Consider the following 26,253-nt stretch of genomic DNA (forward strand, 5'->3'; position numbering starts at 1 on the left):
CATTTCCTCTTTTCCTATAAGGGGGTAAAGATATGACTTCACATCCTTTTGTGGCAATGAATAATATCGGGAAATCGTTTAACGGTGTACCCGTTTTGAAAAATGTAAATCTGGAAGTGGAAAAAGGTGAAATTCATGCCTTGCTTGGCGAAAACGGAGCCGGCAAATCGACACTGATGAATATTTTAGGCGGTGTCCATCAACCAGATAGCGGACAGATCTTTGTCAAAGGCGAAGAGGTGGCCATGACAAGTCCCCATGTTTCTCAGGCACAAGGCATAAGCTTTATCCACCAGGAGCTGAATATGGTCGGTGACTTAAGAGTGTATGAAAACATGTTTCTAGGTTCAGAAATTCGTAATAGAATCGGAGTTTTGAACGTGGAAGAAATGTGCCGCCAAACTCATAAAATTTTAGCGGAACTTGGCGTTACGATCAATCCGAAAGAATATGTCCGCAATCTTGCGACCTCCTATAAGCAGCTGATTGAAATTTCAAAAGCTCTGCTGCACAAGTCCCAGTTGATCATCATGGATGAACCGACGACCTCGCTCGCAGAACATGAGGTGAGCCGTCTTTTTGAACTGATGAGGAACTTGAAGAAATCCGGTGTTTCCATCATTTATATTTCACATAAATTGAAGGAAATCCAGGAAGTGTGCGATCGCTATACGGTTTTACGGGATGGCCAGCTGGTGAAGACGGACGTCATGCAAAACGAAAATCTGGAAGTGATCACTAAATTGATGGTAGGGAAATCCATTTCCCAGGAGCGGTACGTGCATGAGCACAGCTTTGGAGATCTGGCGTTAGAAGTAGAGGGCTTATCAAGTACAGGTTTATTCAAGGACATCAACTTCACTGTGCAAAAGGGCCAAATCGTGGGTTTTACGGGTCTCGCAGGCGATGGCAGGACCGAGCTCTTTGAAAGTTTGTTCGGGTACCGGAAGAAATACGCCGGCACAGTCAAAGTGAAAGGCAAAGTAGTGAAAATAAATCATCCCCGAAAAGCGCTGAAAGCGGGGCTGGGCTATGTGCCGAAAGACCGGAAAGAGAATGCCATCATCAAAGATTTGAGCGTTATCCATAATATGAGTTTGTCGTCGATGGGAAATTTTGAACGGATGGGTTTTATACAGGACAAAAAAGAACAGCAGAAATTCAACGACTATAAAAAATTATTGAATATTAAAGTGCACAATCCGCGCATCACTATCGATAAATTAAGCGGCGGAAACCAGCAGAAAGTCATCATCGCCAAATGGTTGGAAGCGGAAACGGATATCCTGATTTTCGACAATCCGACGCAAGGGATTGATGTCGGCGCCAAACAGGAGATTTATCAGCAGATCCTGGCACTGGCGAAGCTGGGCAAAGCCATTATTATCCTGTCATCTGAAGCGCCGGAAGTGATGAGGATCTGCCACAATATCCACGTCATGTACCACGGGGAAATCACGGCACGATTTACAGGAGATGAAGCGAACGAAGAAGAGATTATGCATTACGCTACAGGAGCAAAAAAGGAGGGAGAGAAAATTGGCTAACATAGATGCAAAAGAATACAGTCCAGAATCTTCAAGCATGAAAAGCCGGTTGTCCTGGCTTTGGTCAGAATACAGTGTCATTATCGCATTCGTCATTATCTATATTGCTGCCTCCGCGATGAACCCACGATTTCTCGATCTCAATAACCAACTGAATATCTTGATGCAAGTCTCGATCATCGGAATTATTGCACTCGGCATGACGGTGGTCATGCTGTCAGGGGGCATCGATTTATCAGTCGGTTCCGTCTTAGCGCTCGCCGGTGTTGTATCCGTATTGGCTTTGAATGCGTCAGGCAGTATTTTAATAGGTGTTTTTACGGCACTGCTAGTTGGGGCGTTTGCGGGGTTCCTGAATGGCCTGATGGTTGCAAAAGGCAGGATCGCTTCATTTATTGCCACCCTTGGGATGATGGCGGGAGCGCGTTCGATTGCACTTTACATTGCTGAAGGAGGCAGTGTATCGGGTGAAGTCAGCGGATTTACCGCCATTGCCAACAGTGACTTTTGGATTTTCGATTTTCCCGTCATCATCTTCTTTGCGATGGCGGTATTGATTTACGTATTGATGCACAAAACCCGATTCGGCAGGTACGTTTATGCCCTGGGATCAAACGAAAAAGCGGCGATGCTGTCAGCGATCCGTGTAGACCGCATCAAAATTGGGGTCTATACCTTGATTGGTACGCTGGTCGGGGTCGCGGCCGTCATTGAAACTTCACGCCTGAACTCGATATCTTCTTCCAGTTCGGGTGCACAGTACGAACTCGATGCCATTGCAGCCGTAATCATTGGAGGTACGCGCATGACCGGCGGCCGCGGAAAAATAATTGGGACGATTTTCGGAATTCTGATCTTGGGTATTTTGAACAATATGATGAATCTGATGAATGTCTCTCCGCATCTTCAGGGATTCGTTAAAGGATTGATCATCATCATTGCAGTAGTGTTCCAAAAAAGAGAATAGGAGGAAATTGAATGGGCATCAAAGTAGGCATTATCGGATGCGGTTCCATTACAAAAATGCGCCACGCACCGGAATATTCAGCGAATCCATATGTTGATGAAATTGTTTTTTACGACCGCAACCTCGACCGTTCAGAAGCGATGGTGGAATTGTTTGGCGGGACTCTCGCAAAAAGCGTCGATGAATTGTTTGCTGATCCCAGCATCGATGCAATCAGCGATTGTTCATCGAATGAGCATCACCATTTATTCTCTACCAAGGCGCTTCTAAGCGGAAAGCATGTGCTGTGCGAAAAACCGATTTCCTTGACGGTGGAATACGCGAAAGAAATACTGGCAGCCCAGAAAAAATCCGGAAAAAAATTGATGGTCGACCATAACCAGCGATTCACGCGCGCACATCAGAAAGCTAGAGAAATCCTTGCCAGTGGGGAAATGGGGAAGATACTGACATTCCGCACGGCATTCGGGCACTCAGGCCCCGAAGCCTGGGGGATCAATAAGACCAAGTCCACCTGGTTTTATAAGAAGGAACGGTCGGGGTTTGGCGTTGGCGGAGATTTGGGCATCCACAAGATAGATTTACTGCATTACTTGCTCGATGATGAAATTGTCCAAGTGAGCGCATTTCAAGGGGCTTTGCATAAAGTGGATGAAAATGGTGAGCCGATTGAAGTATGCGACAATCTGGTATGCAGCCTGGCAACCCGAAAAGGACGTCTCGGCAATGCGGCGTTTTCTTGGACGTATTACGGAGAAGAAGATAACAGCACCATCGTCTATTGTGAGAAAGGCATCATGAAAATTTACCACAACGAGCAGTACCAGCTGGAAATCATCATGCAATCCGGCGAAAAAATAAACTATGAGCTGGAAGCGATCCAGACGAACGATAACCAGACCCCCAGTGGTGTCATCGATGCGTTTGTCGATGCCATCCGTTTGGACCAGGAGCCGATTGTAACTGGTGAAGATGCACTTAAATCGTTGAGAGTCATTCTGGGTATCATGGAATCGGCTGAAACAAAACAGGTGATCACAATTGAAAAAGAGTCTTTCCTTCATCAATAGGGAGAGACTCTTTTTTGAATGTTTCTGTACATAACGGTCATTCCATGAAGGAATCATCTATTCAGCGAAAGTCCGACAAATATGTGGCCTCAAGAGTAAGTGGTTTTAAAACCAAGTTGACAAGTAGGTTTTAAGTGTAGTCTAATGTGAATAAGCTTTTTAGCACGAGCAGATAGATTTAGAACAGGCATAGGAGGATTCAAATGGTACATGAACAATATCCGGTCATCCCAGAAGCTGACTCATTTTTTCTGAAAGGAAATAGCATGGGGATTTTATTATGCCACGGCTTTTTAGGCACGCCGCAAAGTGTAAAGGAATTGGGTGAGGCAATTGCTGCCCATGGCTATACGGTTTCTTGTCCACGGCTTCCTGGCCACGGTACGCATTTCAAAGACCTCGAACAGTTTGTCTGCGACGATTGGTTTGCGCGGATAGAAGAGGCCTATAAGGACCTCAAACAGGCATGTTCCAGCGTTATCGTCATTGGGCAATCGATGGGCGGGACCTTGAGCTTGGATTTGGCCAGCCGCTATCCGGATATTCAAGGAATTGTCCTGATTAATCCGGCGATTGACATCCCTGCGTTTGAACCATACCGCGACCAGCCGTATTCCGCTTATGTCACCGAAGGCCAGCCGGACATCAAAAAAGAGGATGCGCTGGAAATCACTTATGAGAAGGCACCAGTCAAAGCGTATCAGCAATTATTAAAGTATATGAACGCTGTCGATGCTAAGCTTGCGGACGTGCGCTGTCCGGTCGTCTGTTTCCAGTCGCTCGAAGATCATGTTGTACCACCGGGCAATACGGATTACATTCTCCGCAGGGTTCAATCAGAGAGAAAGAGGAAATACGAATTGCACAATTCCTATCACATTGCTTCCATGGACCATGAATTGGATTTTATTGCCGAAAAAGCCATTCAGTTTGCCGAAGAAACACTCCCCTTACTAGTGGGTGAAAAGCTTTAGAGCTTAGTCGGAGTGAACTTAAGAACGGTCATATTGCAACCTGCTGCTGTCGCTCAGTTAATTGTTTAATAGAAAGTGAACCAATTGATTGAGACATTGTATAAAAAGGATTCTTTCGGGCCATTCGGGCCTGTAAGAATCCTTTTTAACTTTCTGGCAAAGAATATAAGCGCATTTCTGATAATAAAAGAGGAAAGGGGGAACTACAATAATATAGGAAAATGAGGGGATGCCGCTGCCAGCCGCTGTAACAAACGAAAGAAAGGAGGAGGAAACCATGGTGAGGGAAGATCGATTACGCAAAGAGCGTGAAGTGAATCCGTTGACCGATATTTGGCTGCGCACACGTGAAACCGTCCGCTTCGTCATTGACCGCAAGTCCGCTAAATACATCATTTTGCTCATTGTCTTGACGGGGTTTGCTTCAGGCCTGCTCGGGCTCATGAATACGAGAAGCGCCAACATGCCGGCGTGGGCAGCTGTTCTTCAGGCATTGGTTACCGGTCCGATCGGGAGTGCGTTTGGTTATTTCCTGGGAGCCGCTATATTGTTGCTGGTTGGGCGGTTGTTCAAAGGAACGGCATCCTATCAGGAAATGTTCAAAGCATTGGCTACAGCTCAAATACCACAAATTTGGCTTCTGCCACTGCTGATTATCTGGGCTTTTGCGTCACCTGAAACGTTCTTTGCAGACCGGCGGGATGTGGAGGGCAATCTGCTTGTCGTTGTCATGTCCTTGGTGATGGGGGTAGTGTCTGTTTGGACATTCGTCATCGTCTGCAAAGCAGTAGGCGAAGCCCATCGTGTCTCGTCTTGGAAAGGATTTTTCATTGTCATTCTGCCAGGCATCATAATCACCATCTTTGTTCTGCTTATTGTTTTTGTCTTGTTTGCCTCATTTTTTAACGGGTTCTGATAGAGCCATGTTTTAGTAGGGAGCAAGTCAACGCGATCAGGAAAACGGGTTAGCAGCCTGTGGAAGAGTTTAAAATCAGTAGCATATCGAGTAGGAATTGAAGCTGCTGTTTCTGCGTCCAGACTGTGCAGGAACAGCGGCTCCAATTTACATTTTCATTGCTGTTCAGTTCACCTCTTGTCTATTAGAATTCGGACGGGCGTAGTGTTTTGGATCCTGAGCCAAATCTGCTGAGAGCAAATATAGAGATATCCAATTGGCTTTCTCCTGCTAAAGCCAATTGGCTCAATACTTCTCCCATGACACTTCCAAATTTAAAGCCATGGCCGGAAAACCCGCAGGCGAAAATGACACGAGGATCTTCGGGATGGAAATCGACGATAAAATCATTGTCAGCCGAAAGGGTATATAAACATGTTTTTCCTTGCTTTAGTTTGCCGTTTGCACGGGGGAGGTAAAGCTCAAGACCCTGCCTCAAGTCGCCTTCATCTGATTCGTGTGCTCCAAAGTTCTGGGTCTGCAGATTCGGGTCGATCGGCTGTCCGCCATCCGACCTTCCGATTTTAAGGCCCGCTCCATTCAAACTGGGGAAACCATAGAACTTTTTATCTTGGTCTTCTACAAAAAAAGCTGGAAAGTTAACTGCGTCATATAATTTGGAAGGCGCTTCGAACCAAGCCACAGCTTTACGGATCGGCTGGATCGGCAGCTTCAAATCCGGCAACAGGTTGGCTGCCCACGCTCCCGCCGTGACGATTACTTTCTTGGCATGAAACGTCATATGTTCGGTCGTGATTTTTACACCTTGTTCGTCGTGAAGATCGATGTGTTGAACGGGTGTATGGGCAACCAGCTGTGCTCCGTGTGTAATAGCCATTTTTTTGTATGCCCGAATGGCATTCTCGCTGTAGAGGATTCCTGATTCTGATTCAAAGCAGCCGATGAAATGGTCAGGTACAGAAAATCCCGGCCATCTTTCGTTGATTTCCTTGCCGGTCAGCATCTCTAACGGAAGGTTATACTTATGAGCAGCCGCAATTGTCTCCTGCAGGAAGGGCGAATCCTGCGGGCCAAGGCCGACGACCCCGGTTTTTTCAAAGATGTTGAAGCCGGTTTGCTGCTCCAGTTCCTCCCACAATTGCTGCGCACGTTTTACTAATGTAACGTATTGCCTCCCTTCGCCGTAAGCATGGCGGATCAAGCGGGTATCGCCATGATGGCTGCCATGGATATGCGGAGGATCAAAGGCATCGATCAAAACAGTTTTCACGTTTTGCTGTGCCAAAAAAGCGCCGGCAGCCATTCCCATTGTTCCAGCTCCAATTATTGCGACATCATAAATAGCTTTTTTGGTCATTTTCTCGCTCCAATCTTCTTTGCTAGTAAAGTGGTTTTAAAACGACGCTCTCCTGTAAAAAAGCAAGGGTGAATTATTACTAGATGGTATGAAAGATGTGAGGGATTGTCAATCGTCCATTATGCGCTATACGCCTTGAATTATTTCAACGGGAACTCAGAAACTGGTGGACACTCTGCAATGGAGCTCCATTCGTTGGGTATAAACGCCAATTTTGTGCAAAAAAATTTTGAGTAAATTCGAAATAGAATAAAAATGTATTTGACATGAGAGCCAATGTCAAATACTATCGTTAATATGAAAAAAAAATTAAATAACTTATCAAGAGAGACTGAGGGACAGGCCCTGTGAAGTCCAGCAACCATCATTTTTATGAGAGGTGCTAATTCCTGCAGAGTGTTTTATTCTGAGAGATAAGAATTTGGCTGAAACCTCTTTCCTATTGGAAGAGGTTTTTTTGTTTCCAAAGGGCGATTGCAAAAATGATTTTCTTGAAAAGTAGAAAAAGGAGGTTTTCGGTGACTTGGAAATATGCAAAAGAAAAAGGATGACCCCATGTATGGATAAGCAACTAGTCCTTTGCCGGCAGTAATGTCTTTACATTTAGCTTACATAGCAAGAAAAATTGGCTTTTGCCTTTCCCCATCAAATTGACTTACGGCTTGTTGCCTAAAAAAGGAGCATGAAAATGAAAAGAAAACATTATGTATTGGGATCCCTGTTTTTATCACTGGGTGTAATCGGGGCGTTAAGTGGGTGTTCGTCGGAGGAAGCGACAAGTGCAACGGGCGATCAAGTGGTTGTGGTAGGAACGCAAAATGATTATCCGCCATTTGCTTTTGCGGATGACACTAATGAATTGACAGGGTATGACGTCGAGATGGTGAAAGCGATCGATGAAAAATTGGATGGCTATACATTCGAGTTTGTCGCCGTTCCGTGGGATAGCATGTTTCTTGCACTCGAATCCAATAAGGTTCAGGCAATCGCAGACCAAGTAGCAAAAACACCTGAACGCCAGGAAAAGTACTTGTTCACCGATGAATCTTATTTTGCAGCAGAAACAGTCATTGCGGTGAAAACCGGAAGAGAAGACATCCGGACTGTAGAGGATTTAGAAGGAAAGGCGGTTGGCGCTTTAGCGGGGGATTCTTATACGCTGTTGCTGGAGGAGTATAACGAAACAGCAGATACGCCCATTGAGTTGAAATACAGCGAAAGTGGAAACCCTTCGGAAATTTTGCAGGACGTGCAAAATGGCCGTGTCGATGCCTACGTGAATGATCCGATTATGATGAATGCGGTGTTGGAAAAAAACAATTTAGGAGTAGAAATTGTGGGGCAGCCTTTGGTCAATGATGACATGGGAATTGTGTTGAAAAATGGAGAAGAGGGCGAAAAATTAAAATCCTTAATCGATCCCATCCTGAAAGAACTTAAAGAAGACGGTACCTTAACGGACCTGTCGATCAAGTGGACTGGCGGAGAATATATCCCTGAATAGGTCTGTGGAAGGAAAGAGAAAATGGAAAATCTACTGGATATACAATTTTTAATCGAAAGTTTTCCTGCTATTATTTCACGGCTCCCGATTACCATCGGGATAGCTGTCGGCTCATTGATTTTGAGTTTAGTTATCGGGGTTTTCACCGCATTGATCAAAATATACAAGGTTCCGGTATTAAGTGTGGTTTCATCGATATACATCTCTTTTGTCAGAGGAACGCCTTTACTGGTCCAAATCTATTTGGTGTTTTATGGAATACCGAAGATCATCTATTATTTACAGATTGAATATGGCTGGCTTCAGTCCGCCGACGTCAACAGTATACCGCCCGAAGTATATGCGCTACTGGCTTTTTCCATTAATCTGGGCGCTTATTTGTCCGAGACGATCCGGTCAGCGATCGAATCGGTTGATCGGGGACAATTTGAAGCTGCAAAAGCAATCGGGATGAAGCCTACACAAATGATGCTTCAAATCATTTTCCCGCAGGCGTTGGCAGTCGCAATCCCGAACCTGGGAAATATGTTCATCAGCACGATCAAAGACACGTCGCTGGTTTTCATCATTGGCGTCGTGGACATTATGGGGCAAGCCAAAATTCTTGGGTCCCGCGGTTTGGCATTTTTTGAAGTATACATTGCGGTATCCATCGTCTACTGGATCCTTTGCATAATAGTAGAGCGGTTGCTGGTGAAAATCGAGAAGCGGGCTCGCAGATATGAAAGAGGGATTGCCTCATGATTAAATTGGAAAATATCCATAAATATTACGACAGCCATCATGTGCTGAAGGGAATCAATATAAGCGTCGATAAAGGCGAGGTTGTTTCTATTTTGGGACCAAGCGGCTCAGGCAAGTCGACACTGTTGCGCTGCATCAATTTCCTGGAGCAGCCGACCAGCGGAATAGTGGAAATCGGCGGCAACCGAGTGGACGTTGAATCAGCCAGCAAGTCGGATATCTTTGCTTTGAGAACGTCGACAGGAATGGTTTTTCAGCAATACAATCTGTTTAAAAACTTAACCGTGCTGCAAAATGTAATGATCGGGTTAACCAGTGTCAAGCAACTGAAGAAAGACGAAGCGAAAAAGAAGAGCTTGGAAATTCTCGAACGGGTGGGCTTGTCGAATAAGCTAAGCCATTATCCGGTACAACTATCGGGTGGCCAGCAGCAACGGGTGGGCATTGCTCGGGCACTTGCACTCAATCCGGAAGTGTTATTGTTTGATGAACCGACGTCTTCTCTGGACCCAGAGCTGGTTGATGAAGTTTTGGCGACAATCAGAAGTGTGGCAGACACAGGCAAAACGATGTTTATCGTTACCCATGAGCTTAACTTTGCGCGTGAAATCTCGGATCGTGTCATTTTCATGGAAGACGGTGTCATCATCGAAGAAGGCACTGCGGATCAGCTTTTTACTAACGCAAAAATGGAAAGAACAAAGCAATTTTTAGGCAAAGCCACCCGGAACAATTAATAAATCGCAAAAAGAGCTTGGATTTGGAAAGGATGAATTAGCGTGAACCCGATCGAACAAATTTTGAACCGCTTCCCAATTGTCATTCTTGACGGCGCGATGGCCACAGAGCTTGAGAATTACGGCTGCAATTTAAATGACCGCTTATGGTCGGCAAAAGTCTTGATGGAAAACCCGGAATTGATCAAGAAAGTTCACTTGGATTATTTTCAGGCAGGTGCAGATTGCGCAATTACCGCAAGCTACCAGGCGACTATCGAAGGATATAAAGAAAGAGGGTTGACCGGGGAGGAGGCAATCGGCTTGATCGACAAGTCTGTTGCACTTGCAGCAGAAGCCCGTGATGAATTTTGGTCAGATTTGCAGGATCAATCAAACCGGCCGAAACCACTCGTTGCCGCTTCTGTCGGGCCATATGGAGCGTTCCTGTCGGATGGTTCTGAATACCGCGGTGATTATTCGGTGAGCGAAGAGGAATTGATTGCCTTCCATAAAGAACGGATCCGGGTGTTGGTTGGAGCGGGTGCAGATATTTTAGCGTGTGAAACCATCCCCTGTCTGGCGGAAGCTAAAGCGATCGTCAAAGTATTAAAGGAGTTTCCGGATGTCTATGCGTGGTTCAGTTTCAGCGCAAAAGACGAATATCACATAAGCGATGGAGAGAAAATCGCCAAATGTGCGGAGTGGTTGGATGGCCAACAGCAAGCAGCGGCAATCGGCATCAATTGTTCAGCACCCCACCTCATCGAATCGTTGATCAACGAGGTGAAGAGCCAGACCAGCAAGCCGGTCATCGTGTATCCGAATTCAGGTGAAGAATACGATCCGACAAGCAAGACATGGGGGAAAGGTTCTTCAGCAGATCTGTTTACCTCAAATACACGGCGCTGGCATGAAGCCGGTGCCCAGATCATCGGAGGGTGTTGTAGAACTGCTCCTGAGGATATCAAAGCGATTGCTGAGTGGGCCCGTAAATAGATGTTCCGTTGCTTGAAGAGGCATCAGAGAGCCATATGGAGCGCCTGGTTATAAGTAGTTTTTTGGTGGAAGCAATTAAGTATAAGCCGGTAACATTGCATTGCAAACTCTGGTTTAAATAGATAAGAGAATAGAAGGGTTTAGAAGCGGGAAGATACGAAACTTCGAAAGAAGGTTCTCTTCCCGTTTTTTGTTTTTCAGGATTTCTTGATTCTAGTAGATGAGTTCAGGCATCACAAAGTAGAGCCGCCTCAATTCGCTTTCATTATGGTTCATACAATCCCAAGTTCTGTCTAAGCTTATTTTATGATGTTTATATAAATGAGCGATTGGCAGTAACTTTCAATGATCAAGCAAGCGGCCATTGTCATGCCACTGGCCGTACATTTTATTTTCCCTTGTGTTTTCAATGAATTTTTCCAATCTTTTATTGAAAAGTTCAGGGTCTTTTTTATGGCTTTGGATGGTATCGATTCGGATTCTTCTGTAGAGTTCGGGAAAGTTCAGGAAGTTTTGATAAACTTGAGCCTCTTTTTTCAGGCGTGCTTCAATCTCCTCATCGATGAGAAAGGACTCAGGGTGCATATCGGGTAAGACCCGCCGCCCTCTTTCTGTCATCAACCCTAATTTCTCCAATCTTCTTATTCTTTCTTTATTCAACTCAGTAAAATGGCTGTTTTTCTTTCTTGGAGATAGCCGTTGAACCGTTTCCGTATCAGACAGCTTCTTTTTGGTGCTGTCGATCCAGCCGAAACATAAAGCTTCTTCGACTGCGTCTAAATATTGGACGACTCCTGGTTGCTCTTTTGTGCTGACGGCCACCCAGCAGAACTTTTCTGCCGCAGAATTTTCCTCAAGCCACTCCCTCAATTCCTGCCGGGTCTTCACGTCGATCAGATTCTCGATTTCCATTTTGGCCAATCCTTTCTTTAAGGAATATTTGCCCTTAGTATAACGGGTACATGAATCATTGGAAATGTATGGACGTTCTTTGCATGGTGTATTCAAAACAGCCGAGTTAAAGAAAAATAAAATTAGTCTTGTAGGAGATGAAACAGCAAAGAGGAGCCGTAAAATCGGCTCCTCTTTATCTGTTCATTATGGATTTTCAACTCTTTTTCAAGAAAAAAGAGAAATAGTCATCGTCGTTTCAACAGGTTTGGTTTCAACGATGATTTTTCCGTTGCGGATCGAGTAAAGAACGGAAGCCTGCGTCCGGATTGCTTCGTATTCAGATTCAGAATCGATAACGATCAAGTTGGCTTGATGGCCTTCTTTGATGCCATAGCCTTCTTCAATCGCCAGTGTTTTGGCGCCATTGATGGTGATCAAATCAAGCGCTTTTACGATATGGGCGTAATCTGTCATATGGCAAGCATGCAGACCGGTATCGACGACACTCATCAAGTTGCCGTCACCGAGCGGATACCATGGATCCATGATCGAATCGAGACCGAAACAGACGTTGATGTCATCTGCCAGCAGTTCTTTCACACGTGTGATGCCGCGGCGCGCCGGATGGCCATCAAAGCGTCCCTGCAAATGAAGATTGGCTTTTGGCAGCGAGACAAAGTTGATCTTGGCTTTTCTCAAGGTCTGGAACAATTTATACGTATAGGCATTGCTGTAGGAAGCCATGGCCGTCGTGTGGCTGGCTGTTATACGATGTCCGATGCCCAGTTTCAATGCCTCTCCTGCAAGCACTTCAAGGTATCTGGATTGGTCATCATCGATCTCATCACAATGGATATCGACCAATTTATCGTATTTCACAGCCAGTTCAAGCGCCTTACACACCGAACGGACCCCATCTTCCCGGGTCAATTCATAATGTGGAATGCCGCCGACGACATCAGCGCCCATCTCCAATGCTTTGATCAGCAGTTCTTCCCCATCTGGTTTGGTGTACAAGCCTTCTTGAGGAAGTGCTACAATCTGCAGGTCCATCCACGGTTTGATTTCTTCTTTTACTTCCAATAAGGCTTCCAATCCTTTTAAGGTCGGATCGCTGACATCGACGTGTGTCCGTACATGCTGGATGCCGTGTGTCAGCTGCATCTTGATCGCCGTCAACGCTCTTTTTTTAATATCGTCTTTTGTTTCCGTTACGAGTTGTTTTCGTTCTGACCAAATTTCTATTCCTTCGAAGACAGAACCCGATTGGCTCCATCGCGGCGTTCCCGCTGTCAACACGTAGTCCAGGTGGATATGGGGCTCTACGTAAGGGGGCAATACGATTTTTCCTTTTAAGTCGATGGTTTGCTCATCAGTTTCCTCAGTTGGGTTTGCAGCTTGCTTGATGGAGTTGATTTGTTCCGATTGGATCGAGATATCCCATTTTCCTTCTTGTCCGTAAAGCTTTGCGTTTTTTAATAACATGCAGCTCTCTTCCTTTCGAGAAATTAGATTCTTCTGGCGGTGTTTTGAAAGCTTCAGCGAGGCCAGTGCTTCTCGCCAATAGATACGATTCACCTCACTGGCATCTTATCAAAACCGGAGGAAATATGCCGAGTCGACCCCTTATCCCTGGTAGTTGGGGGAGGCTTATCAGCCTTCAAATCTTCCTCCTAACTTCCGTGCTTCTTCCAAGACTTTCCTTCATACTAAAGAAAACGTGAAATGGGAGCGGAAAAGCTTGATATATCCTGTATAAATTCCAATCTGATAAAAAAGGAGACGATTACGATGAACGAACTCTACATTAAACAAAAGGTATTCAGTCTAAGCGGCAAATTTGCTGTGAAGGATAAGGAACAGCAGGATGTCTATTATGTGGAAGGCAGCTTTCTGCAGATTCCTAAAACCTTCTCCATACTGAATATGGCAAGGGATGAAGTCGCGCTCATCACCAAAAAGACCTTCAGCTTTCTGCCGAAGTTTTTTGTTGAAGTGAACGGACAGGAGCGGTTAACGATCAAAAAGGAGTTTTCTTTGTTCAAAGCCCGCTATACAATTGACGGTACCGGAATTGAAATCCATGGAAACTGGTGGGATCTGGATTTTCAAGTAGTGCAAAATGGAGAAGTGATTGGCCAGGTGAGCAAAGAATGGTTGAGCTGGGGAGACACCTACAAGGTGGAAATTTTGGATGAGGAGATGGAGACGGTCGTCATCGCCATTGTGATTGCGATTGACTGTGTCAAAGCTGATCAGGCAGCTGCTGCGTCTGCTGGGGGTTCAGTGTAGTTTAAAGTGAGACGATGAAATTGAGTTTAACGTATAGCCGTTAAAAAGAAGCAATTCCTTGGCCATCCACTGGCTTCTGGAATTGTTTCTTTCTTTTGTCCAATATTAAAAAATCATTTCTGCTTTCTTAAAAAAAACTTTAAAAATACTACTTATAATTTACCTATCCCTTGAAGAAAGGCATACCGATCCAAAAGACAAACGAAATAATGATTACTAGGAGGAAGAAAAATGAATGGTTCAATCATCTTCACAATCAATTCTACTGATATCCTATTGCCGGTGTTCATGCTTTTGATCATCTACTTGCTTGTTGCCACCTTGTTAAAGAAAAACTATTCTTTCGGCCAATTTACGCTAATGCTGTCTTTCACCGTTTATTTTCTCGCTATGATGCATTTGGTGTTTTTTCCAATTGAAGTGAATCTCGGTGAATATCGAAACCTGACACCGTGGTACAAATCCACCAACTTTATTCCGGTCTTGACGATTGATCTGAAGACTTTCCTGTTGAATATCATCATGCTGGTACCCTTTGGAATGTACTTGCCGTTTTTAAGCCGGAAAATCCGATCTGTTAAACAGGCAGCCCGTCTAGGGTTTTATGTTAGTTTATCGTTTGAACTCACTCAATTGGCCGTCCGGATTTTGCTCGGAAGCGGGAGAAGTACAGATATCAATGATTTGATTGCGAATACATTAGGCGCTGTGATAGGGTTTCTACTAATAAGGCAAATTCTAAGAATTTCACAGGCTCAAACCATTTTCCACAAATTCTGCCTGGAAAAAAGAGCTGGAATAGGTCGGTAAGATGGATTTTAAAGAGGGGGAGAACAAGCGTGAGCCATATTGTTTTAATCGTTGATGATGACCGTGACATTGCGAGGCTGGCAGAGATTTATTTGCAAAATGAAGGGTATGAGGTTTTGCAGGCACAGGACGGATTAGAGGCATTGGCAGTCATCGAACATGTTTCTGTCGATCTGATCGTTCTGGATGTTATGATGCCCCGCATGGACGGTTTGGAGTTTTGCAGGCAGGTGCGGGCAACTAGTCAGATACCGATTCTTATGCTTAGCGCCAAGGTGCAGGACATGGACAAAATCACTGGACTGATGACGGGGGCAGATGATTATATGACCAAACCGTTTAATCCGCTGGAATTGAATGCTCGTGTAAAGGGGTTGCTGCGGCGTGCTAGCTATATTCCGCGAGACAGGGAACAGGGGAGCATCCAGATCGATTCCTGGGAAATCGATAAAAAAGGTCACAGGGTCAGTGTACATGGCAAGGAAATCAAATTGACTTCCAGCGAATTTGATATCTTTTATTTGTTGGCTAAAAACCAAGGCACTGTTTTTAGTTCGGAAGAAATTTTCAAGCGGCTGTGGCAGGAGGACAGTATGGGATCAAACAAGACAGTGATGGTGCATATTAAGAATCTTCGGGACAAGATGCAGGCAGCCAGTCCTAGGGAAGCTTTAATTCAAACTGTCTGGGGAGTAGGCTATAAAATTGAAAAAAGTCGTTAAGTTTATTCCGATGTGGAAATCGCTGCTATACATCTTTCTGGCAATCATACTGACAGCAGCCGCCGCTCAAGTCCTTCTTTTTGCCTTGTATTTCCTGGAAACAGAATCTTCCAGGCTCGCGGGTTTTATCGAGCTGAGCGGCTCTTTTGGTTTAGTGCCTTTCTTCCTATTATGTCTACTGCCATTTGCTCTGATCTTATCTTACTTTTATCTGTTTGAGCGGCAGCGATATGCGGAAAGTGCGATGAAGAACATGATGAAAGAAATGGAAAATATCGCAAAAGGGCAGTTTGAGCAAGAATTGACAATTGAAGATGGAGGAGTAATAGGGGAACTAGCCGATAGGGTGAACCAACTCGTTCTGCAGTTAGAAAAAGCGAAAGCCGAGCAAAAAAAAGCTGCTGAGATCAAGAATGATTTAATCACCAACGTCGCGCATGACCTTCGTTCTCCCTTAACATCCATTGTCGGCTATTTGGATTTGATCAACGAAGACCAGTACAAAAACGAAGTGGAGCTCAGGTATTATATCCAGATCATCCATCAGAAATCCCATGAGTTGAACCAATTGCTCAATGATTTGTTTGAGTATACCTTGGTGCAGAATAAAGAAGCACTGGTCAATGAAGTACCCATCAATCTGGAAGAAATGCTGAACCAGTTGTCCGTTCAATTCCAGTTCCAGCTTAAAGAGGCAGGAATGGAGATGCGGCAGCAATTTTCATACACTGAAACACCGTTTGTAATAGGAGAAGGAACAAAGCTGGCCAGAGTATTTGAAAACCTGATTCAAAACGCCATCCGGTATGGGAAAGATGGAAAGTATATTGATCTTCTGGTAAAGGAATCGGAAGGACTCATCGAAATTGAAATAGCGAACTATGGCCAAGTTATCCCAAGCATTGATTTGCCATACCTATTCGAACGGTTCTACAGAGTCGAAAAATCACGTTCCCAGTATACAGGGGGTTCGGGGTTAGGTTTAGCTATCGTAAAAAGCATTTTGGAATTGCATGGCGGACAAATTGAAGCAGAAAGCTCATTGGGAAGAACAGCTTTTGTGGTGAAACTTCCTAAAAAGAGTCATTAATTACTGGTTTCAGCACGTATTTTCATAATAAATAGCGATGAAACAATAAAAAGCAAAACTGTCCTTTCGTCATACTTACTGATGAAAGGGCGGTCTTTTTTATATAACAACAGCCTTGTCACGACAAGCACGACAAAGTTGACTTTCCTTGTTATTGAATACGCTTCCATTCAAGGGCTATGATGGAAACACATCATAGAGAGATAAATTAACTTTAAGTTTTTCGGCAGACGGTGTTCTGCAGCGCCGCGTATCTTGAAAACTTTCGTACAGCTTCACAAACTACATTTCGAAGGAGAGGATCACATGAACGAATCAACAATGAAGGTTCGGATACAAAAGTTCGGTAATTTCCTGAGCTCCATGGTTTTGCCGAATATCGGCGCATTTATTGCTTGGGGATTGATTACAGCCCTATTCATCCCAACAGGATTTATTCCGAATGAAAATCTTGCTTCACTAGTGGGGCCGATGGTTACCTATATGCTGCCGCTTCTGATCGGTTATACAGGAGGCCGGCTGATTTACGATCAGCGTGGTGGGGTGGTCGGAACCATCGCAACAATGGGGGTCATTGTCGGAGCTCCGGATACCCCAATGTTCCTGGGTGCCATGATCATGGGTCCGCTCGGCGCATATGCTATCAAGAAATTTGACCAATTGATCGAAGGGAAAGTCCGGACCGGCTTTGAAATGCTGGTCAATAACTTCTCTGCCGGTATTCTCGGCGGCGCATTAGCCATTTTTGCATTTCTCAGCATCGGACCGGCTGTAAGTGCTTTTACTTCGGTTCTTGTTTCTGGAGTGGACTGGTTATTGGCAGCGGGATTATTGCCGTTGACGAGCATTTTGATCGAACCGGCAAAAATTCTGTTCCTGAACAACGCCATCAACCATGGTGTGTTGACACCAATCGGCTTGGAGCAGGTCCAACAGGCAGGCAAATCGATTCTGTTCCTGCTGGAAGCGAATCCGGGTCCGGGACTTGGTGTACTTCTTGGGTTTATGCTGTTTGGAAAAGGCATCGCCAAGCAGTCAGCTCCGGGAGCAGCCATCATCCATTTCTTCGGGGGGATTCATGAAATTTATTTCCCCTACGTCTTGATGAAGCCGATGTTATTGCTGGCTGTCATTTTCGGCGGAATGAGCGGAGTTTTTACACTTGTTTTAATGGGTGGCGGATTGGTTGCTCCCGCATCGCCGGGAAGCATTCTGGCCATTGCAGCGGTTACACCGCCTGAGGGAATGGCTTACCTGGCCAACTTTGCTGCCGTCTTTGTCGCAACTGCCGTGTCTTTCGCCATCTCAGCAGTCGTATTGAAATCGAGTAAACAAACAGATGAAGATATGGAAGAAGCCACAAAGAAAATGGAACAGATGAAAGGCAAAAAGAGTTCTATTTCCCGGGAAATAACACAGCCTGCTGGAAATGTCAGCGGAGTATTCCCATCAAATGTCCAGAAAATCGTTTTTGCCTGCGATGCCGGAATGGGATCGAGTGCAATGGGTGCTTCTCTCCTGCGCAAGAAAGTAAAAGAAGCAGGTCTGGATGTAACAGTGACGAACACGGCAATCAGTACAATTCCGTCTGATTCCCAAATTGTTATTACACAGGAAAAATTGACGCCGCGCGCAGAAAATAAAGTGCCGGATGCCTATCATATTTCAGTCGATAACTTCCTATCAAGCCCTGAATACGATCAACTGATCGACCGTCTGCAAACAGGCGTGACAGGTGAGCAGCATAAACTTGTCGAAGAAAGTGAAGCAAGTGTCCCACATAGCACTGAAGACGATCAGCTCCTGCTGGAGGAAAACGTCTTTATGAACCAGAAATTCCGCACAAAAGAAGAAGCAATCCGGTTCGCGGGGGAAGCATTGGTCCGGGGCGGATATGTCGAAGAATCCTATGTGGATGAGATGATGAAGCGCGAGGAAATCACGACAACCTATATGGGCAATAATGTCGCCATTCCCCACGGCACGGAAAACGCCAAAAAATCTGTCCTGAAGTCGGGCTTTACTGTTGTTCAGGTTCCAAATGGAGTAGACTTTAATGGAGAAAGCGCAAAAATGATTTTTGGCATCGCCGGAAAGGACGGCACACACTTGGAAATCCTTTCAGGAATCGCCGTCATTTGTGCAGAACAACTTAACGTAGACAAGCTGGTCAATGCGAAGTCCGCTAAGGAATTAATCGCGATCATCAACAGCAATTAAATAGCAGTAACAGAAAGGCGGGGATTCCTGCCTTTTTGTTCTATTCTCTATAAGTTGAACTAAAGAAACCTGCTTTACACAACGCTTCGGACGCTTTGGGTAGAGCAAAGACGATTGCTCCTGCGCAAGCTCGTCGCAAATGAGGTCCCAGGAATGCCTGGTCCCTCATTGGCTCCCGCAAGAAGCCAGGCAAAGAGCGCCAGTCTTCTTGCTTCGCCTAGCCCCTGGGCGCGGCGGCGCTAAGAGATGTAGTAAAATCGAAGTGAGCCTCTGTGTTTCCACTGTATTGATAAAAGATATGGAGCAAATCAGCGGAGACTCCCAAGGGAGCAGTGCAACGACATACAAGAAATCCACTCGGGCCAAAAGCCCGAGTTAGTTCGGTGCAAGCCCGCAGGAAAGATACGGCCGAAAGGAATTCGGATCGTATCTTTGCGACGAAGCTAGCGCAGCGATGCAGGAGCACCGGGTTTTCAGGAGCTGATTTGTGGAATATCATGAAGATCATTAGTTCAACTTATCTATCTACATTTCCTTGTTCTAAAAAAAAGCACTTAAAAGTGAAGTGAGTGAGGCCGATGTTTATTACATTTAGGGAAAAGTCCATTATCGAGCTGATCGTCCGAACTTCTGGAAAGCATACCGTGCATTCGCTGTCTTCCTACTTGGATGTCAGCGCCCGGACGATCCAGCGGGATTTGAAATCAGTAGGGAAGATGCTGAAGCAATTTGATTTGACCGTGGAACGTACGGGCGATGAAGGGCTTTTTATTGCCGGTCCGAATGAGCAGGTCTACCGCCTGATACAGAATTTGATCACCGTTAGTCCAGCGGATGAAACACCGGAAGAGAGAAAGCTGAAGCTGCTGGTTATTTTGCTGCATGAAGGACCGTTTTTCAAAATGCAGGTGCTGGCGGGCCAATTGGGGATCAGTACAGCCACGCTGACAGCCTACTTGGATGATGTAACCGACTGGCTGCGGAAATTTTCAATCGAGTTGTCGCGGACAAGAGGCGTCGGCGTTGAAGTGAATGGCAGAGAAGCAAATAAGCGCCATGCGTTAGGCGGCTACATCCTTGCTTATTTTTATGAAGAGATGGTGGAGAGTTTGTATTTTCTCCAGCAAGGAAAAAATAAGGAAGAGAAGATTCTTGGCTATTTTTCACCGAAGTACTTGGTTGTCGTGGATCAATTAGTGGATCAAAAAATCAATAAGGAACAAACAAGATTGGCGGACAGTGATTACATTGGATTGGTGGTCTATAGCTGTCTGGCTCTTCAACGCACGGAAGCGGGCTTTCTGCTTGAACCGAAGAACAAAAAAGAAGTTGGTTCAGACACTGAATACCGCTTGATGGAAAATGTTTGTACAGAGTTGCGCGGGCGGTTTTCTATTGGGCTGACTGCAGCGGATGTCCAGTTTTTAGCAGTAATTCTGAAAGGCTCGAAAGTACAGACGGCTGACTTGGCTTACTATGACAGTGTGCTGCTCGGGCGGCTGATTAAAAACCTGATCCGCGATGTTTCAGCGCAGCTGCATGTCAATCTGATCGATGATTTTTCGCTGTACCAGGGGTTGCTCGCACATATGGGGCCTTCGATTTTCCGCCTAAACCAAAAGCTGGAGTCCTTCAATCCATTAACCGATGAAATCAGGCGTAAGTACCCGGTGTTGTTCATGGCGGTCAAGCAAGGTCTGGAAAATGAATTCACGGACTTGGATTTTTCCCCTGACGAGACGGCGTTTATTGTCCTGCATTTCGGCTCCGCTTTGCTGATGAACGAAGAAAAGGTTCGAATTGACGTGGTCGTCATCTGTCCGACAGGCATCGGAACGTCCAAAATGCTGGCAAGCCGCATTCAAAAAGAACTGCCCGAAATCAATTCAGTGGAAGTGTTGTCCATCAATGATTTTCAATCCGCTCATTTCCAGGATTACGATTTGGTGATTTCAACGATCCGCCTGCCCGTCACGGAAGTGGATTATATAATGGTGAGCCCCTTATTGAGTGACAGGGATATCGGCTATATCGAAAGTTACCTGCAGAACAATGTCGGGAAAATCACCGGCAAAAAACACTACCTGAATGCCGGAAATCCCGGCGAAACGATGCTTGCGAACAATCGGCCCGACGTACAGACAGTCTTGCGGGAAATAAAAGAAGTGCAGGGCAGTATGGAAGCGATCCTGGCCAACTTCAAGGTCCTCAACAAACATCTTGCGACAGATCATTGGAAAGTTTTGGAGGAAGTAATCGAATCAGCAACAGAGGATGGTCTCATCACAGATGCGGCTTCTGCCCTGAACGAATTGAAAGAGCGTGAGAAAAAAGGTGGATTGGGGATTCCGGAAACCAATATGGCACTTTTCCATTGCCGGGATGATTCTATCCAAAAACCCGTATTTCAAATAATCCATTTGGATGATCCGCTTTTAGTCAAAGGGATGGATGGTGAGGATATGCAGATGAAAAACCTGTTGCTGATGTTGGCGCCCACGATGTTGAGTGGAAGGGAACAGGAAATACTTAGCTTGATCAGTACGAGTTTGATCGAAAGTGATATAGCCATGATGATTTTTTCGTCATCCAACGAAAAAGTGATCCGGCAGAAATTAGAAGATATTTTCTTGGATTATCTACAAAATAAGTTGATAAAGGAATGATGACAATGAAACAAGCGGTTCATTTTGGAGCAGGAAACATCGGCAGAGGATTTATCGGGGCTTTGTTTTCCGAATCGGGGTACCACGTGACGTTTGTAGATGTTGCAGAGCAGGTCATCAATAAGCTGAATGAAGAAAAAGGGTATCAGGTAAAACTGGCTCAGCCACAAGAAGAATCCATCACCATCGAAAACGTGTCAGGCATCAATAATAGGACACATGACACTGATGTCATTGACGCGATTCAACAAGCGACCTACTTGACCACAGCAATCGGCCCGAACATTTTGCCGAGAATCGCGCCGCTGATCGCCCGCGGTCTGGCGAACCGGGTGACGGCAACAGATGACAAGCTTTATATCATCGCCTGCGAAAATCAGATTGGTGCAACGGATATCCTGAAGCAGCATATCCTGGACAACCTCGATGAAGAGACGAAGAACCAGCTGGAAGGAAAGGTCTATTTCTTCAACTCGGCTGTTGACCGTATCGTGCCGATCCAGGACCAAAGTTCACTGGATGTCCTGGTTGAGCCTTATTACGAGTGGGTCGTGGAAACGACTGAAGACATCCCGCCGGTAACCGGCATGACAAGGGTCAAGGACCTTGCGCCATTCATTGAACGGAAGCTGTTCACAGTGAACACGGGCCATGCTGTTATTGCTTACCTCGGCTATCTGGCAGGTAAATCGACGATTGATGAAACCTTGGCTGATGAGAAGATTGTCGAGCAGGTCAGAGAGACGTTGAAGGAGACCGGTGCTTACTTGGTGAAGGAATATGGACTGGATGACGAAGAACATCTCACGTACATCAACAAGAATATCGAACGCTTTAAGAATGCTTACTTGAATGACGGCGTTACACGCGTTGGACGTGCCCCGATCCGCAAGCTTGGTCCTGAAGACCGGTTGATCCGACCGGCAACCCAGGCACAAAAAGCGGGTCTTTCTTACACCAACCTGGCGAAGGCCATTGCTGCTGCGTTGGCGTTCGATTATCCAGAAGATGAGGAAGCGATGGAAATCCAGGAGATGATCCGCAAAAACGGGCCGGCCGCTGTTTTGCAAACAGTCAGTGGCTTGCCTGAAAACAGTGACATCACAAAAGCAGCCGTGCGTCATTATGAAGCTTTACAAAGACGGTAATCGTGCAGGATAAAGCGGAATATAAAATAAGCCCAAATGCTGACATTCTGGACAATGTCAGCATTTGGGCTTTTCAGGCTCATTTCTTCTTAAAACAGGCATCTTTCTTTTTAAGCCGTTCTACTTAAGGTATAATTGACAGGCAAAAGTAGATAGGTAGATACGATAAATATGATATAATTACACAATTGAGGCAGAAAAGGTGCGTTTTTCGGTTGAGCCTGGCTTTTTGTATTATTTGATCAGGAGCAAGCTGCACCTATTTGCAAATATACGGGATAAGGAAGGTTATAATGGACAACCAACAGAAAAAAAGAAACGTCATCTTAATCGGTGCTGGTGTCATGAGTGCGACTTTAGGATCGATGCTTAAAGAGCTAGCGCCAGACTGGAACATCAAAGTGTTTGAAAAACTTGAAAAAGCGGGATCTGAAAGTTCCAACGAATGGAATAACGCAGGAACCGGCCACGCTGCACTTTGCGAGCTGAACTATACTCCGGAACAGGCAGACGGTTCCATCGACATCAACAAAGCGATAAAAATCAACGAACAGTTCCAGCTTTCAAGACAGTTCTGGTCTTTCCTTGTAAACAATAAACGCATTGCAAACCCTCAGGACTTCATCATGTCGATTCCCCACATGAGTTTAGTGCAGGGAGAAGACAATGTCCGATTCTTAAATAAACGCTTCGAAGCATTATCAGCCAGCCCGTTGTTCAACGGCATGGAATATTCAGCTGATCCTGCAAAATTGAAGGAATGGGTTCCACTTATCATGGAAGGCCGTACTTCAAATGAAGCAATGGCAGCTACAAAAATCGATTCCGGAACGGACGTCAACTTTGGCGCGTTAACGGAAATGCTGTTTGACCACTTGAAAGAGCAGCAGGTCGAGATGAATTACAAACATGCAGTTAAAGATATTAAACGCAGCGGCGACGGTACTTGGGAAGTAAAAGTGCAGGACCTGGAAAACGATAAAATCGAATACCATAGCGCTGACTTCGTCTTTATCGGCGGCGGCGGCGGAAGTTTGCCTTTGCTTCAGAAAACAGGCATTCCGGAATCCAAGCATATCGGCGGATTCCCGGTAAGCGGAATGTTCCTGGTCTGCAACGATCCTGAAATCGTCGAGCAGCACCATGCAAAAGTATACGGAAAAGCAAAAGTCGGAGCTCCTCCGATGTCAGTACCGCATTTGGATACACGCTTCATCGATAACAAGAAATCCTTGTTGTTCGGACCATTTGCCGGCTTTTCACCGAAGTTCCTGAAAACAGGATCGAATATGGACTTGATCGGATCTGTCAAACCGAACAATGTCTTTACGATGCTGGCTGCAGGCGCAAAAGAGATGTCACTGACAAAATATCTGATCCAGCAGGTCATGCTGTCCAATGAAAAACGCGTGGAAGAATTGCGTGAATTCATTCCGACTGCCAAGCTTGAGGATTGGGATGTCGTCGTAGCGGGACAACGTGTACAAGTCATCAAAGATACGGATAAGGGCAAAGGAACCTTGCAGTTCGGTACAGAAATCGTCACTGCTGCTGATGGTTCAGTTGCTGCATTGCTTGGAGCTTCTCCAGGTGCATCCACGGCCGTTCATGCAATGCTTGAAATCTTCCAAAGATGCTTCCCGGACCAGGTAGGCGAATGGGAGCCGAAAATCAAAGAAATGATTCCGTCTTATGGCGTATCCTTGTCTGATAATCCGGAACTTCTTCAGGAAATCCATATTTCAACAGCAAAAGCACTTCAGTTGGATGAAAAAAGCCCTGTAGGAATCTAATTGCTTACGTAAGCTCCTCCCATCAAAGTCGATGAGAGGGGCTTTTTTGGACAGTTTTATCTACAAACGTATACAATTTATTCATATAATATAGGTTGAACTAATAATTTTTCACAGAAACAATTCTGTTATGGATATTCCACAAACCAGCTCCTAAAAACCCGGTGCTCCTGCATCGCTGCGCTAGCTTCGTCGCAAAGATACGATCCGAATTCCTTTCGGCCGTATCTTTCCTACGGGCTTGCGCCGAACTAACTCGGGCTAAACGCCCGAGTGGATTTCTTGTATGTCGTTGCACTGCTCCCGCGGAAGAACGGAGTGATGAGACCCCGCAGGAGCTTGCGACGAGGAGGCTCAGCGCTTCGTCCGCGGAAAGCATCCGCCTGGAGCACTTTCTTCGTTTCTTCACTCTTGTTGAGTTAAAAAAGTAAATTCTTTAGTTCAACTTATATAGACAGAAAAAGAAATCCAATTGACAAAAAAGGAGGTCCTGGACATGAAGAAAATCAACCAATACATTGATGCCGCCTTCACCACACAAGATCCACTTTTAGACAGAGTTGTCGCTTCCATAAAGGAAAATGAAATGCCTTCGATTTCTGTATCGCCATCGTCCGGCAAGCTGCTGACGATGCTGGTCTCAATCTCAGGCGCTAAAAATGTGCTGGAAATTGGAGCGCTTGGAGGCTATAGCGGTATTTGTCTGGCGAGAGGATTCGCCGGGAAAGAAGGGAAGTTGACTTCGCTTGAGCTTGAGGAACAGTATGCAGAACTGGCGCACAGCAATTTAACGAAAGCTGGATTCGGTGAACAGGTTTCCTACATGACAGGAGCGGCTTTAGTGAGCCTCGAAAAACTGGTGGAAGAAAATCGCAAATTCGATTTTTTCTTTATCGATGCAGACAAAGGAAACTATGAAAATTATTTGGATTACTGTCTGAAGCTATCAACTCCTGGCGCTTTGATCGTTGCGGATAATGTACTCGCAAGGGGAACGGTAGCGGACGATGCAGCTGAAGCCAGCAGCCATACAGAAGTGATGAAGGCATTTAATCTTGTTGTGGCGAATCACCCTCAACTGGAATCCTTATTGATTCCGATAGGCGACGGCCTGACTATCTCGCAAGTGAAAAACTGAAAAAAGGAGCATGTCTGAAGTTCAGACATGCTCCTTTTTAGGTGAACCGATAGAAAACTTATTTGAAAAACGGCGTTTTCTTCAAGGCAACTGCTACTGGAATTGCGATGATCAAACCAACCGTATTTTGGACAAGGTTTCCAGGAATCGAAGCGGCCGGGATAATCCAGCTGCTGAAGATGATGGCTTCGCCGAGGTAGTAGATAGCGACCATGAATGGAATCGAGACGATGGCAGCTAAAATATTGAATTTCGTACTGCCGCCTTTTCTGCCGCCGGACCAGGCGATCTTTCCGACCAGATACCCTTGCAGGCCGCGAGCGAGTATGGTAATCGGCGCCCATAAGGTCCAGCCGGAGACCAAATCAAACAGACCCATGCCGATTGCACCAGCAATCAGTCCTTTTTTTGGACCGAACAAGATGGCGATAATGAAGAGCATCGCGGTGCCCAAATGGACAAGCCCGCCGTTTGCCGCAATTGGCAGGCGAATATTCAGCAATAAAGTAGAGACAAAGACAAGTGCAATGGCCATGGAGCTTAAAATCAAATCAAATGTGCGGGTATTGGCTGCAGGTGAATAGCTGGTTGTTTTTTGCATCGGTGGTTACCTTCCTATCTTTTCTTTTTCAGATAAGATTAGCAGAGGACTGATCCAGTTAAAAGTGCCAATTCCGAATAAAACT

Annotated in this window: 22 protein-coding genes and 1 riboswitch; of the genes, 18 read left to right on the forward strand and 4 right to left on the reverse strand. The window is 45.5% G+C overall.

The annotated features are described in order from the left end of the window. The first annotated feature begins 32 nt into the window (after nt 1-32). The 5 genes from ACRC6Q_RS00255 to ACRC6Q_RS00275 all read left to right on the forward strand — a co-directional run bounded on the left by ACRC6Q_RS00255 (nt 33) and on the right by ACRC6Q_RS00275 (nt 5,474). Entirely contained in the window at nt 33-1,547 is a 1,515-nt protein-coding gene (locus ACRC6Q_RS00255) for a sugar ABC transporter ATP-binding protein (protein WP_431465462.1), read from the forward strand. Further along, nucleotides 1,540-2,514, forward strand: a complete 975-nt coding sequence (locus ACRC6Q_RS00260; RefSeq protein WP_223636065.1) for an ABC transporter permease — start codon at nt 1,540-1,542, stop codon at nt 2,512-2,514. The genes ACRC6Q_RS00255 and ACRC6Q_RS00260 overlap by 8 nt, the downstream gene beginning before the upstream one ends. 11 nt (nt 2,515-2,525) lie before the next feature. After that, entirely contained in the window at nt 2,526-3,584 is a 1,059-nt protein-coding gene (locus ACRC6Q_RS00265) for a Gfo/Idh/MocA family protein (RefSeq protein WP_223636068.1), read from the forward strand. 203 nt (nt 3,585-3,787) lie between these two features. After that, nucleotides 3,788-4,558, forward strand: a complete 771-nt coding sequence (locus ACRC6Q_RS00270) for an alpha/beta hydrolase (RefSeq protein WP_431465463.1) — start codon at nt 3,788-3,790, stop codon at nt 4,556-4,558. A 277-nt stretch (nt 4,559-4,835) separates the two neighbouring features. Continuing rightward, nucleotides 4,836-5,474, forward strand: coding sequence for a Yip1 family protein (locus ACRC6Q_RS00275; protein WP_431465464.1), 639 nt, complete (start codon nt 4,836-4,838; stop codon nt 5,472-5,474). Nucleotides 5,475-5,658: 184 nt separating this feature from the next. Here ACRC6Q_RS00275 and solA read toward each other — a convergent pair whose 3' ends face one another. Then, nucleotides 5,659-6,831 carry an N-methyl-L-tryptophan oxidase gene (gene solA, locus ACRC6Q_RS00280; protein WP_223636076.1) on the reverse strand — a complete coding sequence of 391 codons (1,173 nt, stop codon included), beginning with the start codon at nt 6,829-6,831 and terminating at the stop codon, nt 5,659-5,661. Nucleotides 6,832-7,146: 315 nt separating this feature from the next. Further along, a riboswitch (SAM riboswitch) is annotated at nt 7,147-7,251 on the forward strand. Between the two features lie 268 nt (nt 7,252-7,519). Between solA and ACRC6Q_RS00285 the strand changes: the two genes are divergently transcribed. Genes ACRC6Q_RS00285 through mmuM form a run of 4 tightly spaced genes read left to right on the forward strand, consistent with a single transcriptional unit; the run spans nt 7,520 to nt 10,794 of the window. Beyond that, on the forward strand, nt 7,520-8,335 hold the full coding sequence (locus ACRC6Q_RS00285; protein WP_431465465.1) for a transporter substrate-binding domain-containing protein: 816 nt from the start codon (nt 7,520-7,522) through the stop codon (nt 8,333-8,335). Between the two features lie 21 nt (nt 8,336-8,356). Continuing rightward, complete coding sequence (locus tag ACRC6Q_RS00290; RefSeq protein WP_223636080.1) at nt 8,357-9,079, forward strand: amino acid ABC transporter permease; 723 nt, start codon at nt 8,357-8,359, stop codon at nt 9,077-9,079. Then, nucleotides 9,076-9,816, forward strand: a complete 741-nt coding sequence (locus ACRC6Q_RS00295) for an amino acid ABC transporter ATP-binding protein (RefSeq protein ID WP_223636082.1) — start codon at nt 9,076-9,078, stop codon at nt 9,814-9,816. Before ACRC6Q_RS00290 ends, ACRC6Q_RS00295 begins: the two co-directional genes overlap by 4 nt. 42 nt (nt 9,817-9,858) lie before the next feature. Beyond that, entirely contained in the window at nt 9,859-10,794 is a 936-nt protein-coding gene (gene mmuM, locus ACRC6Q_RS00300; protein WP_431465466.1) for a homocysteine S-methyltransferase, read from the forward strand. A gap of 342 nt (nt 10,795-11,136) precedes the next feature. Here the strand turns inward: mmuM and ACRC6Q_RS00305 are convergent, their stop codons facing one another. Beyond that, a complete protein-coding gene (locus ACRC6Q_RS00305; RefSeq protein WP_431465467.1) occupies nt 11,137-11,706 on the reverse strand; it encodes a YdeI/OmpD-associated family protein in 570 nt (189 codons plus the stop codon). 207 nt (nt 11,707-11,913) lie between these two features. Continuing rightward, on the reverse strand, nt 11,914-13,173 hold the full coding sequence (gene codA / locus ACRC6Q_RS00310) for a cytosine deaminase (protein WP_431465468.1): 1,260 nt from the start codon (nt 13,171-13,173) through the stop codon (nt 11,914-11,916). Between the two features lie 306 nt (nt 13,174-13,479). Between codA and ACRC6Q_RS00315 the strand changes: the two genes are divergently transcribed. The 9 genes from ACRC6Q_RS00315 to ACRC6Q_RS00355 all read left to right on the forward strand — a co-directional run bounded on the left by ACRC6Q_RS00315 (nt 13,480) and on the right by ACRC6Q_RS00355 (nt 25,567). Then, nucleotides 13,480-13,980 carry an LURP-one-related/scramblase family protein gene (locus tag ACRC6Q_RS00315; RefSeq protein ID WP_431465469.1) on the forward strand — a complete coding sequence of 167 codons (501 nt, stop codon included), beginning with the start codon at nt 13,480-13,482 and terminating at the stop codon, nt 13,978-13,980. A gap of 231 nt (nt 13,981-14,211) precedes the next feature. Then, entirely contained in the window at nt 14,212-14,790 is a 579-nt protein-coding gene (locus tag ACRC6Q_RS00320) for a VanZ family protein (RefSeq protein ID WP_431465470.1), read from the forward strand. Between the two features lie 29 nt (nt 14,791-14,819). Next, nucleotides 14,820-15,512: a response regulator transcription factor gene (locus ACRC6Q_RS00325; RefSeq protein WP_223636098.1), complete on the forward strand. Its 693-nt coding sequence runs from the start codon at nt 14,820-14,822 to the stop codon at nt 15,510-15,512. After that, nucleotides 15,496-16,602 (forward strand): sensor histidine kinase, encoded by a 1,107-nt coding sequence (locus ACRC6Q_RS00330; protein ID WP_431465471.1) that lies wholly within the window; start codon nt 15,496-15,498, stop codon nt 16,600-16,602. The genes ACRC6Q_RS00325 and ACRC6Q_RS00330 overlap by 17 nt, the downstream gene beginning before the upstream one ends. Before the next feature lie 306 nt (nt 16,603-16,908). Continuing rightward, complete coding sequence (locus ACRC6Q_RS00335; protein WP_223636101.1) at nt 16,909-18,822, forward strand: PTS mannitol transporter subunit IICBA; 1,914 nt, start codon at nt 16,909-16,911, stop codon at nt 18,820-18,822. A 578-nt stretch (nt 18,823-19,400) separates the two neighbouring features. Continuing rightward, entirely contained in the window at nt 19,401-21,488 is a 2,088-nt protein-coding gene (locus ACRC6Q_RS00340; RefSeq protein ID WP_431465472.1) for a BglG family transcription antiterminator, read from the forward strand. A gap of 5 nt (nt 21,489-21,493) precedes the next feature. Beyond that, nucleotides 21,494-22,636, forward strand: coding sequence for a mannitol-1-phosphate 5-dehydrogenase (locus tag ACRC6Q_RS00345; protein WP_431465473.1), 1,143 nt, complete (start codon nt 21,494-21,496; stop codon nt 22,634-22,636). A gap of 293 nt (nt 22,637-22,929) precedes the next feature. Further along, a complete protein-coding gene (locus ACRC6Q_RS00350; RefSeq protein WP_223636110.1) occupies nt 22,930-24,429 on the forward strand; it encodes a malate:quinone oxidoreductase in 1,500 nt (499 codons plus the stop codon). Between the two features lie 496 nt (nt 24,430-24,925). After that, nucleotides 24,926-25,567 carry an O-methyltransferase gene (locus tag ACRC6Q_RS00355; RefSeq protein WP_431465474.1) on the forward strand — a complete coding sequence of 214 codons (642 nt, stop codon included), beginning with the start codon at nt 24,926-24,928 and terminating at the stop codon, nt 25,565-25,567. 58 nt (nt 25,568-25,625) lie between these two features. Here ACRC6Q_RS00355 and ACRC6Q_RS00360 read toward each other — a convergent pair whose 3' ends face one another. Then, nucleotides 25,626-26,168 carry an ECF transporter S component gene (locus ACRC6Q_RS00360; RefSeq protein ID WP_223636116.1) on the reverse strand — a complete coding sequence of 181 codons (543 nt, stop codon included), beginning with the start codon at nt 26,166-26,168 and terminating at the stop codon, nt 25,626-25,628. Nucleotides 26,169-26,253: the final 85 nt, after the last annotated feature.

Origin of the sequence: Planococcus sp. SE5232 (genome assembly GCF_050686535.1) — a bacterium.
Classification (GTDB): Bacteria; Bacillota; Bacilli; order Bacillales_A; family Planococcaceae; genus Planococcus.

Coding starts and splice junctions, on each gene's coding strand:
- ACRC6Q_RS00255 (WP_431465462.1), top strand. CDS start 33: ATGACTTCACATCCTTTTGTGGCAATGAATAATATCGGGAAATCGTTT.
- ACRC6Q_RS00265 (WP_223636068.1), top strand. CDS start 2,526: ATGGGCATCAAAGTAGGCATTATCGGATGCGGTTCCATTACAAAAATG.
- ACRC6Q_RS00270 (WP_431465463.1), top strand. CDS start 3,788: ATGGTACATGAACAATATCCGGTCATCCCAGAAGCTGACTCATTTTTT.
- ACRC6Q_RS00275 (WP_431465464.1), top strand. CDS start 4,836: ATGGTGAGGGAAGATCGATTACGCAAAGAGCGTGAAGTGAATCCGTTG.
- solA (WP_223636076.1), bottom strand. CDS start 6,831: ATGACCAAAAAAGCTATTTATGATGTCGCAATAATTGGAGCTGGAACA.
- ACRC6Q_RS00285 (WP_431465465.1), top strand. CDS start 7,520: ATGAAAAGAAAACATTATGTATTGGGATCCCTGTTTTTATCACTGGGT.
- ACRC6Q_RS00290 (WP_223636080.1), top strand. CDS start 8,357: ATGGAAAATCTACTGGATATACAATTTTTAATCGAAAGTTTTCCTGCT.
- ACRC6Q_RS00295 (WP_223636082.1), top strand. CDS start 9,076: ATGATTAAATTGGAAAATATCCATAAATATTACGACAGCCATCATGTG.
- ACRC6Q_RS00305 (WP_431465467.1), bottom strand. CDS start 11,706: ATGGAAATCGAGAATCTGATCGACGTGAAGACCCGGCAGGAATTGAGG.
- codA (WP_431465468.1), bottom strand. CDS start 13,173: ATGTTATTAAAAAACGCAAAGCTTTACGGACAAGAAGGAAAATGGGAT.
- ACRC6Q_RS00315 (WP_431465469.1), top strand. CDS start 13,480: ATGAACGAACTCTACATTAAACAAAAGGTATTCAGTCTAAGCGGCAAA.
- ACRC6Q_RS00320 (WP_431465470.1), top strand. CDS start 14,212: ATGAATGGTTCAATCATCTTCACAATCAATTCTACTGATATCCTATTG.
- ACRC6Q_RS00335 (WP_223636101.1), top strand. CDS start 16,909: ATGAACGAATCAACAATGAAGGTTCGGATACAAAAGTTCGGTAATTTC.
- ACRC6Q_RS00340 (WP_431465472.1), top strand. CDS start 19,401: ATGTTTATTACATTTAGGGAAAAGTCCATTATCGAGCTGATCGTCCGA.
- ACRC6Q_RS00345 (WP_431465473.1), top strand. CDS start 21,494: ATGAAACAAGCGGTTCATTTTGGAGCAGGAAACATCGGCAGAGGATTT.
- ACRC6Q_RS00350 (WP_223636110.1), top strand. CDS start 22,930: ATGGACAACCAACAGAAAAAAAGAAACGTCATCTTAATCGGTGCTGGT.
- ACRC6Q_RS00355 (WP_431465474.1), top strand. CDS start 24,926: ATGAAGAAAATCAACCAATACATTGATGCCGCCTTCACCACACAAGAT.
- ACRC6Q_RS00360 (WP_223636116.1), bottom strand. CDS start 26,168: ATGCAAAAAACAACCAGCTATTCACCTGCAGCCAATACCCGCACATTT.